Raw genomic sequence first — 10827 nt, 5'->3', positions numbered from 1 at the left:
CGGGCTGGGCGGAGCCCGGCCCTGGGGCGCTCAGTTGTCGATCTGCGACTGCAGGTAGTTGGGCAGCGTGACGGCGTTGATCAGGCCGAGCTGGGTTTCCAGCCAGTCGATGGCCTCCTCGCAGGCCTCCAACAACTCCTGGAGCAGATCGCGGCTCACGTAGTCGGCCTCGGCCTCGGCCAGCGCGACGGCCTCGACCAGCAGCGGGCGCTGGATCTCGCGCTCGTAGCGGAGGTCATTGGCGAGGCACTCGCCCACGTTCTCGCCGATCAAGAGCTTGCCCAGGTTCTGCAGGTTGGGCAGGCCCTCGAGGAAGAGGACGCGGCCGATCAGCGTGTCGGCCTCCTTCATCACCCGGATCGACTGCTTGTAGTTGTACTCGTTGAGCCGCTCGAAGCCCCAGTTGCCGAACATGCGGGCATGCAGGAAATACTGGTTGATCGAGGTCAGCTCGTTGGTCAGCACCTTGTTGAGCATGCCGATGATGGTTTTGGTGCCTTTCATGGTGGCGCCTCCTCAGACCGGCTCGGACGGGGCGGGCCCCATCTGGCTCTGCAGGTAGTTGGGCAGGCCGACCGCGTCGATCAGGCGCAGCTGCTTCTCGAGGTAGTAGGCGTGGTCCATCTCGGTGTCCTCGAGCTGGACCAGCAGCATGTCGCGGCTCACGTAGTCGCGGGCCAGCTCGCAGGCCGCGATGGCCTTCTTGAGTTCGCCGACCACGTGGTACTCCAGCGCCAGGTCGGCCTTCAGCATGTCGGGCACCGTCTGGCCGACGCTCATCGGCTGGCGCTTGTCCACATGGGCCACGCCACCGAGGAACTGGATGCGCTGGATCAGCGCGCGGGCGTGCTGGCGCTCGTGCTCGGACTCGTGGAGGGCCTTTTCGGCCAGCCGGCCGTAGCCCATGTCGGAATACGTCTCGCCGTGGATCAGGTATTGATCGACGGCCGTGAGCTCGCCCGCCAGCAGCGCGTCGAGGATGGCAATGATGCCCGGATCTCCGTTCATGGAAGTTCTCCTGGTAGTCCAAAACGTCAAGGCTCCCACCTCTTGACGCCCGAAGCAAGACGCCCGGGGGGCGATAGGAAAAAAGAATCGCATCCATTCCATCAATCAATTAGACCAATCACTCTCAGTTTTCTAATATTCGTTCCGTTGTCTTTCACATCTCACCCAGGAGCACACGACATGGCGATCATCAACAGCAAAGTGAAACCCTTCCAGGCCCAGGCCTACCACAATGGCAAGTTCGTGCCGGTCTCGGATGCCGACCTGCAGGGCAAGTGGTCGATCTTCTTCTTCTACCCGGCCGACTTCACCTTTGTCTGCCCGACCGAACTCGGCGACATGGCCGACCTGTACCCCGAGTTCCAGAAGCTCGGCGTCGAGGTGTATTCGGTGTCCACCGACACCCACTTCGTCCACAAGGCCTGGGCCGACGCCTCCGACACCATCAAGAAGATCACCTACCCGATGATCGGCGACCCCACCGGCGCGATCACCCGCGGCTTCGACGTGATGATCGAAGAAGAAGGCCTGGCACTGCGTGGCACCTTCGTGGTCAACCCGGAAGGCGAGATCAAGGTCGCCGAGATCCACGACCTGGGCATCGGCCGTGATGCCAGCGAGCTGCTGCGCAAGGTGAAGGCCGCCCAGTACGTGGCGAGCCACCCGGGCGAAGTGTGCCCCGCCAAGTGGAAGGAAGGCGAAGCCACCCTCGCCCCGTCCCTCGACCTGGTCGGCAAGATCTAAACTTAGCGTAGAACCCCCGCTGGCACCGCCCGGCGAGGATTCCAGCGTCAAGCGCTCGGCCACCGAGCGCTTCGCGACGGGATCCACCCACTTTCTGAAAGGGAGAACACCATGCTCGACGCCACCATCAAGGCCCAACTCAAGGCCTACCTCGAACGCCTGCAACGCCCCATCGAACTCGTCGCCTCCCTGGACGACAGCGCCAAGGCCCAGGAGCTCCGCGGCCTGCTCACCGACATCGCCGAGCTCTCCGACAAGGTCGCCCTGCGCACCAACGGCCAGCACACACTGCGCCCGTCCTTCGGTGTCGCCGAGCCGGGCGAAGCGCCGCGCATCCACTTCGCCGGCATCCCGATGGGCCACGAGTTCACCTCGCTGGTGCTGGCGCTGCTGCAGACCGGCGGCCACCCGCCCAAGGTGGATGCCGCGGTGATCGAGCAGATCAAGGCGCTGCCGGGCAAGTTCGAGTTCGAGACCTTCATCTCGCTGTCGTGCCACAACTGCCCGGACGTGGTGCAAGCGCTCAACCTGATGGCGGTGCTCAACCCCGGCGTCACCAGCACGATGATCGACGGCGCGCTGTTCCAGGGCCTCGTCGATGAACGCAAGATCATGGCGGTGCCCACCGTCTTCCTCAACGGCGAATCCTTCGGCCAAGGCCGCATGACGATCGAGGAGATCATCGCCAAGCTCGACACCGGCGCCGTGGCCCGCGCCGCCGAGGAAATCGGCAACAAGGACGCCTTCGACGTGCTGGTGGTCGGCGGCGGCCCGGCCGGCGCGGCGGCGGCGGTCTATGCGGCGCGCAAGGGCATCCGCACCGGCGTGCTGGCCGAGCGCTTCGGCGGCCAGGTGATGGACACCCTGGGCATCGAGAACTTCATCTCGGTACAGCACACCGAGGGGCCCAAGCTGGTCGCGGCACTCGAGCAGCACGTCAAGGAATACGCGGTCGATGTGATGAACCTGCAGCGCGCCACCAAGCTGGTGCCGGGCGAGCTGATCGAGGTACAGCTCGAGAACGGCGCGACGCTGAAGAGCAAGACGGTGATCCTGTCCACCGGCGCCCGCTGGCGCGAGATGAACGTGCCCGGCGAGGCCGAGTACAAGGCCAAGGGCGTGTGCTTCTGCCCCCACTGCGACGGCCCGCTCTTCAAGGGCAAGCGCGTGGCGGTGATCGGCGGCGGCAACTCGGGCGTCGAGGCGGCCATCGACCTGGCCGGCATCGTCAGCCACGTCACCTTGCTGGAGTTTGCCGACACCCTGCGCGCCGACGCGGTGCTGCAGAAGAAGCTCCACAGCCTGCCCAACGTCACGGTGATCAAGTCGGCCCAGACCACCGAGGTGATCGGTGACGGCCAGAAGGTGACCGGCATCCGCTACAAGGACCGGGTGGGCGGCGCCGAGCAGGTGGTCGAACTCGAAGGCATCTTCGTGCAGATCGGCCTCCTGCCCAACACCGACTGGCTGAAGGGCACGGTCGAGCTGTCCAGGCACGGCGAGGTCATCATCGACGCCAAGGGCCAGACCTCCATCCCCGGCGTGTTCGCCGCCGGTGACTGCACCACGGTGCCGTACAAGCAGATCATCATCGCGATGGGCGCCGGCGCCACCGCCTCGCTGAGCGCCTTCGATCACCTGATCCGGGCCTGAGCAAGCGCCTCGAAAAGCCCCCGCCCCGCCCGGCCGACGTTCGGCCCGGCGGGGCTTTTTGCGTTTTCTCAAAGCACCGTCGGCCGTGCTTGCCCGCCGGAGATTCCCGCCTATGATGAAACCAGAGCAGGCCAATCTGCCGCCCTGATGTGAATATAAAAAGGTTTCACCCAGGATTCACCACACAAGGAGGGGAAAGCATCATTAAGATCTCGAGCTCACTGCAGGTGCTCGCGCTATCGACGCTGGCCTTTTGCGTCGGCGCCCAGGCCGCCGAACGCTACGACAGCGGCAAGCGGGAATACATGGACCGCTGCGCCGTCTGCCACGGCCAGAGCGGAAAGGGCGACGGCGGCATGATAGACATCCTGCGGACGGCGCCCACCGACCTCACCACCCTGTCCCGCAACAACGGCGGGGTGTTCCCCTTCGAACACGTCTATGCGGTGATTGACGGCCGGCAGGCGGTCAAGGGCCACGGCAGCCGCGACATGCCGATCTGGGGCAAGGCCTACAGCGCCGAAACCGTCCGCGCCGGCGAACACTACGTCGACATGCCCTACAACATGGAGATGTATGCGCGGGCCCGCATCCTGTCCCTCATCGACTACCTGAACCGGATCCAGGCCAGGTAAGCCCGCCATCGGCAGCAGACGCTTTACACACTTTTGCCCCGCGCTGACGCCGGCTTACACGCCCCTGGAAGACCATTGGCCCAGGTCTTCCAGAGGGTTTCACCATGAACGTACAACGAAGCTGGGCCACGCCGATCGCGGCGGGCGCCTTCCTGCTGTCGGCCGTCACCGGCGTCCTGATCTTCTTCCACGTGGATAGCGGCCTCAACAAGGCCGCCCACGAATGGCTCAGCTGGCTGCTGCTCGGCGGTGTCGTGCTCCACGTGCTCGCCAACCTCGGTGGCTTCAAGCGCCACTTCGCGTCCCGCGGTGGGCTGGCGGTGATGGGCGCGTTTGCGCTGGTGCTGGCCCTCAGCTTCATCGCGCCCGCCGCCAAGGGCGAGCCGCCCTTCATGGCTTCGGTGCGCGCGCTCTCCGACGCGCCGCTGTCCACCCTCGCCCTCGTCGCCCGGCAGACGCCGGAAGCGCTGCGCGCCAAGCTCGCCGCCGAAGGCCTGCAGCCGAGCTCCGACACGCAGACCCTCGGCGAGCTCGCCGGCCCCGACATGCGCCGGCGCACGCGCATCCTCGCCCGGGTCCTCGCCGCCGGCACACCCACGGCACAGTAAGACGAGCGGCCGACGGCGCCGGGACGACTATCGGCATCGCTGACCTGCCTGCCGGTTTGTAGTAGCCTTAGCGCCGTTTTTGCTGTTGAACGGTTGTTTTTATGGCGCGAGGTTCCCCGCGTACAAGTTTCGATAGCTCCAGGCTCATCCGCGCCCTCTCCGATCTGGTCAGCACCGACGCCGCCCCGCCCCGGCAGTCGTTCGCCGACCGGCTCGGCCAATGGCTGGACTTTGCCGACGCGATCGCGCTTTTCTCGGCCCTCAACGGTTCAACCGACGCCGCGGGCGGCCCCGCCACCGCGGAGCACCCGGCGCTGCGGGACGAGTTCGCCCGCGTGCGCGGCGCCCTGCTCGACTCGATCAACACCGACGGCGTGCTCACCCCCGGCAAGGCACGCATCCGGCTGCCGGCGCCGGCCTGGCATGCCAGCACCCCGGGCGCGGCCGACTACCTGCCCTACCACCGCTATTATCTGGCCCACCAGCGGGACATGGGCGCCGCCATCGCCCCGCTGCGCGCCAGCGTGCGAGCCGGGCTGGCCCAACGCGCCCCGGCGCTCCGCCAGCTGGCCGCCCTCGACGGGGTGCTTGACCAGGCCCTGGCCCCCCGGGAGCGCAGCCTGCTCGCCACCGTGCCCCAGCTGCTGGGCCGGCATTTCGAACAACTCCACCAAGCACACCGCAGCGCCCTGCCCACCCCCGACGACCCGGCCCGGTGGCTGCAGCCGGGGGCCTGGCTCCACACCTTCTGCCAGGACATGCGGGCGGTGCTGCTGGCCGAACTCGAGCTGCGCCTGCAGCCAGTGGCCGGCCTGATGGACGCACTCAACGAGGTAACGAGACAACCATGAACCGAACGCTTACTTTGACCGCCTTCCTGCTGGGCCTGCTGGCCGTGGGCTGGGTGGGCGCCGGCTACATCGGCCACAGCCCGCTGGCCCTCACGATGACCGCGCTGATCGGCGTGGTTTACCTTGCGGGCGGGCTCGAACTGCTGCGTTTCCAGCAGGCCACCGCCTCGCTGGCGCGGGCACTGGAAGCCATCCCCGACGAGCTCGCCAGCCTCGGCGACTGGCTCGGCAAGGTCCATCCCTCGCTGCACAACGCCGTGCGCCTGCGCATCGAAGGCGAACGCAGCGGCCTGCCCGGCCCCACCATGGCGCCCTACCTGGTGGGCCTGCTGGTGCTGCTGGGCATGCTCGGCACCTTCCTGGGCATGGTCGTCACCCTCAACGGCGCGGTGCTGGCGCTTGAAAGCACCACCGACCTGCACACCATCCGCGCCGCGCTGGCCGCGCCGGTCAAGGGCCTGGGCGTGGCCTTCGGCACCTCGGTGGCTGGTGTGGCCGCCTCGGCGATGCTGGGCCTGGTGTCCACCCTGTGCCGCCGCCAGCGCCTGCTCACCGGGCAGCAGCTCGACACCCGCATCGCCGGCGCGCTGCGGGGCTTCTCCCTGGGCCACCAGCGCCAGGAAGCCTTCAAGGCCATCCAGGCCCAGGCCCAGGCGCTGCCCGAAGTGGTGAACACCCTGCAAACCATGATGGCCCAGCTCGAACGCCACAACCAGCAGTTGGGCGAACGCCTGCTCGCCGGCCAGGAAAGCCATTACCGGGAAGCCAAGGGCCTGTACACCGAGCTCGCCACCTCGGTGGACCAGTCCCTGCGCGACAGCCTCAGCCACAGCGCGCGCCTCGCCGGCGAGGCGATCCAGCCGGTGGTCGAAGCCACCATGGGCGGCATCGCCCGCGAAACCAGCAGCCTGCGCGAAACCCTCACCGACACCGTCAAGGCCCAGCTCGACGGCCTCGCTGGGCGCTTCGACAGCACCGTAAACACCGTCGCCGACACCTGGACCGCCGCCCTCGCCCGCCACGAACACACCAGCGACGCCCTGCAGACCGGCCTCGACGCCACCCTCGGGCGCTTCACCGACACCTTCGAAGCCCGCTCCGCCAGCCTGCTGGCCAGCGTGGAACACACCCACGCCCGGCTGCAGACCGAGCTGGCCGGCACCCTCGCCGGCCTCACCCAGGCAACGCAAGCCAGCCACAGCCAGCTCGCCGACAAGGTCGAAGCCCAGCTCGACAGCCTCGCCGAACGCTTCGGCACCACCGTCACCACCGTCGCCGACACGTGGACCGCCGCCCTCGCCCGCCACGAGCAGACCAGCGACGCCCTCGCCCGCGACACCCGCGAATCCCTCGCCGCCTTCGTCGACAAGTTCGACCGGGGCGCCGCGGCCCAGCTCGACGCGCTGCACGGCGCCCACGCCGCGCTGCAGGCCGAGCTGGCTGCCCGCGACGCCCAGCGCCTCACCGGCATGGGCGAGGCGCTGGAGGCCCTGGCCGCCTCGCTGCAGCAGCATTGGCTGGACGCCGGCAACGCGGCCGAGGCCCGCCAGGCCGAGATCTGCCGGACCCTCGACGAAACCGCCCGCAGCCTCAGCGCCAGCACCCAGGCCGAGGCCCGCCACACCATCGCCGAGGTCGAGCGCCTGATGCTCACCGCCGCCGAGGCCCCCCGCGCCGCCGCCGAGGTCATCGGCCAGCTGCGCCACGAGCTGTCCGCCAGCATCGCCCGCGACAACAGCCTGCTCGAAGAACGCAGCCGCATCATGGAAACCCTGGCCAGCCTGCTCGACGGCATCAACCACGCCTCCACCGAGCAGAAGAGCGCCATCGACGCCCTGGTCACGTCGTCGGCCAGCCTGCTCGAGCGGGTCGGCAAGCAGTTCGAGGCGCGCACCGAGAGCGAATCCACCCGCCTCGCCGAGGCCGCCGCCCAGATCGCCGGCGGCGCGGTCGAAGTCGCCAGCCTCAGCGAGGCCTTCGGCTTTGCCGTCGAGCGCTTCGGCGAATCCAACCAGCAGCTCACCGACGCCCTCAGCCGCATCGAGGCCGCCCTCGCCCAGTCGATGAGCCGCAGCGACGAGCAGCTCGCCTACTACGTGGCCCAGGCACGGGAGATCATCGACCTCTCCATCATGTCGCAGCGGCAGATCGTCGACGACCTGCAGCAGCTCCCGGCCCGCCAGGCGGCCCAACCCAGCGAGGCCTGATCCATGGACGACATCGACGCCGGCCTCGAACACTCCACCGTCTGGGCCGTTTTTGGCGACCTCATGTCGGGCCTGCTGGGGGCCTTCGTGCTGATCCTGGTGGGCGTGCTCGGCGTGCAGCTTGAGCTGGTGAGCAGCCTCGAAGCCGAGGTGCAGAAACGCCAGATCGAGGAGCAGCGCCGCGAGGCCCTCGAGAAAGCCCTCGCCGTGCCCCTCGCCAGCGGCCGCGTGACGCTCGCCAACGGGCGCATCGGCATCAGCGGCAGCGTGCTGTTCGCCCTCAACTCCGACCAACTGCAGCCCGAAGGCCGCCAGGTGCTGAAGAGCCTCGCCGCGCCGCTGGCCGCCTACCTGGCCGGCCGCGACGAGATGCTGATGGTCAGCGGCTTCACCGACGACAAGCCGGTGCGCGACAGCAACCGCCAGTTCGCCGACAACTGGGAGCTGTCGGCCCAGCGCGCCCTCACCGTCACCCGCGCGCTGATCGAGGAGGGCCTGCCCTCGTCGTCGGTGTTCGCCGCCGCCTTCGGCCACGAACAGCCGGTGGCCTCCAACGCCGACGCAGACGGCCGCGCCAGGAACCGCCGCGTCGAGATGGCGCCGGTGCCCAAGTCGGCCAAGGCTGCCACCAACCAATGAGCGCCATGCCGCCGCCGGCCGGGCCGGGCGCCATCGACAGCCCCGGTGACAGCCTCGATGACAGCCCCGCGGCGCGGGCCATCGCCGCCCTCCGCGCCCAGGGCGCCGGGCTGCGCGACCCGGTGCGCTTCCATTTCATCGAAGCCCTCGCCCGCCGCACCGCCGCCACCCGCGGCACGGCACGGGCACTGCTGGAAGGCCGCCTCGCCCGGGCCATCGACGACTACGCCGCGCGCTGCGAAGGCGTGCCGGGCCGCGCCGACGCACCCGGCGATGCCCCCGCCGCCGCCAGCCCGCTGGCCGAGCTCCTCGCCCACATCGCCGGGCAGAACCGCAGCGTCTTCGCCGCCCCCGAGCCCGACGCCACCCACCCCGCCGCGCCCGCCGAGCTCAAGGCCCTCAGCTGCTTCCGCGACACCTGGTCGAAGCTGCGCGTCGACCAGCAGTTCCACCAGGCCCTCGCCGACGAGCCGGAGAACGCCGGCCCGCTCAACTCGCACTTTCTGGTGCTGCGCGCCCTGCGCCTGATGCGCGACATCTCGCCAGCCTACCTCAAGCACTTCATGGACTACGCCGACGCCCTGCTGTGGCTGGAGCAGGCCGACGGCGGCGCCAAACCGGCCCCCAAAAACATCGTCCTTGGTGAGCGGGACAAGAAGCGCAAGCCGGCCCGCGGCAAGGCAGGTGGCTAACGCTCGCCGCTACTAACGCCACGATGGGGCTTCGCGCGTAAAAATGAGCGAGCCTGCCGAGCGGATTCACGGATCGCCGGCAGCTGCGTGCCGACACCCCGGGGAACTCCATCACCGCCACCCGGCTCTACCCTGACAATCGCCCCGACGCCCCACCGCCGACCATGACGCCAGCCCACCCCCGCCCGCCCCGCCGCCGCTTCCTGCGCCACACCAGCGGCCTGCTGCTGGCCGGCGCCGCGCTGCCGGCCCTGGCCAACCAGCCCGAAACCCGTAGCCTGGCCTTCAGCCACACCCACACCGGCGAGCAGCTCGCCCTCACCTACGCCATCGACGCCCACTACCTGCCCGACAGCCTGGCCGCCTTCAACCTGCTGCTGCGCGACCACTACTCGGGCGAGGTCGGCAGCATCGACCCGCAGCTCTTCGACCTGCTCCACCAGCTCCAGCTCAGCCTTGGCGAAGGCGGCGCCTTCGAGGTGATCTCCGGCTACCGCTGCCCGGCCACCAACACCACGCTGCGCAATACCCGTGGCGGCGGCGTTGCCCGGCGCAGCCTGCACATGGACGGCAAGGCCATCGACATCCGCCTGCCCGGCGTGCCCCTCGCCAGCCTGCGCGACGCCGCCCTCGCCCTGCAGGCCGGCGGCGTGGGCTACTACCCGAAGGAACAGTTCGTGCACCTCGACACCGGCCGCGTGCGCAGCTGGTGAAGTGCGGCGCTCCCGCGGGGCAAACGCGCCGCGCCCGGCCTAGCCGCCAACGATGGCCGCATATTTGGCCGGGGCCAGCCTCTCCTCTTCCCGCATGAACATCAGCGACGTCTGCTCCGCCGTGCTCAAGGGCTCCACGGGCACGGCTCCCAGCACGCCGCCGAGCCGCGCCGCGCTGATCTGGGCGACGCCGTCGACGACAACCTCCACCGGCTGGGTGGCATCGACGGAAGCCGCCCCACCACTGCCCCCACCACACGCCGTCAGCGCGAATGCGGCGGAAATCGATAACACCCGAGTTCTCGCAGTCCGGCTCTTCATCGGAGCTCCTTCTGCTTGCATGGCGAATGCCCCCATCGCCCTACGGCGCCTCAGCCGGCTCCCTGGCCCTTCTCTTCAAAGGTCTTGCCATCCCGGATCTGGTAAATGCGCTTGAAGGTGGGAATGATCTTTTCATCGTGGGTGACGACGATGATCGCGGTCCGAAACTGCCCGGCCATTTCGTTGAGGATGCGCACGACCCCGAGCGCCCGCTCGCTGTCCAGCGGCGCCGTCGGCTCGTCCGCCAGGATCACGGGCGGCTGATTGGCGAGGGCGCGGGCGATCGCGACGCGCTGCTGCTCGCCACCGGAGAGCTGGGACGGCTGCGCTTTAGCCCGGTGGCCGACATCCAGCGCGTCCAGCAATGCCCTCGCCCGTCTGCGCGCCACGTCGTTCGGCTGGCCCGCCAGCATCGGCAACAGAGCGACGTTGTCGGTGACGTCCAGAAAGGGAATCAGGTAGGGCGCCTGGAAGATGAAGCCGATCCGGTCGCGGCGCAGCGCCCGGAGGTCGGGGATCTTCCAGCCGTCGTCGAAGATCACCTCGTCGCCCAGCGTCATCCGGCCGGCGGTCGGCTCGATGACGGCCCCGAGGCATTTGAGCAGGGTGCTCTTGCCGGAGCCCGACGGGCCGATCAGGCCGACCACCTCGCCGGGGGCGACGGTCATGGTGACGTCCTTGAGGGCATTGACCACGGCCTCCCCTTCGCCGTAGCGCTTGCGGAGACCCGCGATGTGAATCCCGAAGCCTTCCAAT

Annotated in this window: 13 protein-coding genes; 9 read left to right on the top strand and 4 right to left on the bottom strand. The window is 68.8% G+C overall.

Annotated elements, in window-relative coordinates:
- Positions 1-30: 30 nt before the first annotated feature.
- Together bfr (ZRA01_RS07780) and bfr (ZRA01_RS07775) are read right to left on the bottom strand one after the other, a co-directional pair.
- Positions 31-504 carry a bacterioferritin gene (gene bfr, locus ZRA01_RS07780; protein WP_141350972.1) on the bottom strand — a complete coding sequence of 158 codons (474 nt, stop codon included), beginning with the start codon at positions 502-504 and terminating at the stop codon, positions 31-33.
- A 12-nt stretch (positions 505-516) separates the two neighbouring features.
- A complete protein-coding gene (gene bfr / locus ZRA01_RS07775; RefSeq protein ID WP_141350970.1) occupies positions 517-1008 on the bottom strand; it encodes a bacterioferritin in 492 nt (163 codons plus the stop codon).
- 180 nt (positions 1009-1188) lie between these two features.
- Between bfr (ZRA01_RS07775) and ahpC the strand changes: the two genes are divergently transcribed.
- The 9 genes from ahpC (at position 1189) to mepK (ending at position 9750) form a co-directional block, all read left to right on the top strand.
- A complete protein-coding gene (gene ahpC / locus ZRA01_RS07770) occupies positions 1189-1752 on the top strand; it encodes an alkyl hydroperoxide reductase subunit C (protein WP_141350968.1) in 564 nt (187 codons plus the stop codon).
- Between the two features lie 111 nt (positions 1753-1863).
- Complete coding sequence (ahpF, locus tag ZRA01_RS07765) at positions 1864-3405, top strand: alkyl hydroperoxide reductase subunit F (protein WP_141350966.1); 1542 nt, start codon at positions 1864-1866, stop codon at positions 3403-3405.
- 227 nt (positions 3406-3632) lie between these two features.
- Positions 3633-4040, top strand: a complete 408-nt coding sequence (locus tag ZRA01_RS07760; protein ID WP_141350964.1) for a c-type cytochrome — start codon at positions 3633-3635, stop codon at positions 4038-4040.
- Between the two features lie 104 nt (positions 4041-4144).
- Entirely contained in the window at positions 4145-4648 is a 504-nt protein-coding gene (locus tag ZRA01_RS07755) for a DUF4405 domain-containing protein (RefSeq protein ID WP_141350962.1), read from the top strand.
- Between the two features lie 101 nt (positions 4649-4749).
- A complete protein-coding gene (locus ZRA01_RS07750) occupies positions 4750-5499 on the top strand; it encodes a DUF3348 domain-containing protein (protein ID WP_141350960.1) in 750 nt (249 codons plus the stop codon).
- A complete protein-coding gene (locus ZRA01_RS07745) occupies positions 5496-7706 on the top strand; it encodes a DUF802 domain-containing protein (RefSeq protein ID WP_141350958.1) in 2211 nt (736 codons plus the stop codon). The genes ZRA01_RS07750 and ZRA01_RS07745 overlap by 4 nt, the downstream gene beginning before the upstream one ends.
- Positions 7707-7709: 3 nt before the next feature.
- A complete protein-coding gene (locus ZRA01_RS07740) occupies positions 7710-8345 on the top strand; it encodes an OmpA family protein (RefSeq protein ID WP_141350956.1) in 636 nt (211 codons plus the stop codon).
- Positions 8342-9037: a DUF2894 domain-containing protein gene (locus tag ZRA01_RS07735; protein ID WP_246093394.1), complete on the top strand. Its 696-nt coding sequence runs from the start codon at positions 8342-8344 to the stop codon at positions 9035-9037. The genes ZRA01_RS07740 and ZRA01_RS07735 overlap by 4 nt, the downstream gene beginning before the upstream one ends.
- A 164-nt stretch (positions 9038-9201) precedes the next feature.
- Entirely contained in the window at positions 9202-9750 is a 549-nt protein-coding gene (gene mepK, locus ZRA01_RS07730; protein WP_141350954.1) for a peptidoglycan L,D-endopeptidase MepK, read from the top strand.
- Between the two features lie 39 nt (positions 9751-9789).
- Here mepK and ZRA01_RS07725 read toward each other — a convergent pair whose 3' ends face one another.
- Positions 9790-10071: a hypothetical protein gene (locus tag ZRA01_RS07725; RefSeq protein ID WP_141350952.1), complete on the bottom strand. Its 282-nt coding sequence runs from the start codon at positions 10069-10071 to the stop codon at positions 9790-9792.
- 50 nt (positions 10072-10121) lie between these two features.
- Complete coding sequence (locus ZRA01_RS07720; protein ID WP_141350950.1) at positions 10122-10826, bottom strand: ABC transporter ATP-binding protein; 705 nt, start codon at positions 10824-10826, stop codon at positions 10122-10124.
- Between the last annotated feature and the right edge of the window lies 1 nt (position 10827).

Origin of the sequence: Zoogloea ramigera, from assembly GCF_006539865.1 — a bacterium.
Lineage (GTDB): Bacteria > Pseudomonadota > Gammaproteobacteria > Burkholderiales > Rhodocyclaceae > Zoogloea > Zoogloea ramigera.
This window is presented reverse-complemented; position numbering and strand designations above follow the sequence as displayed.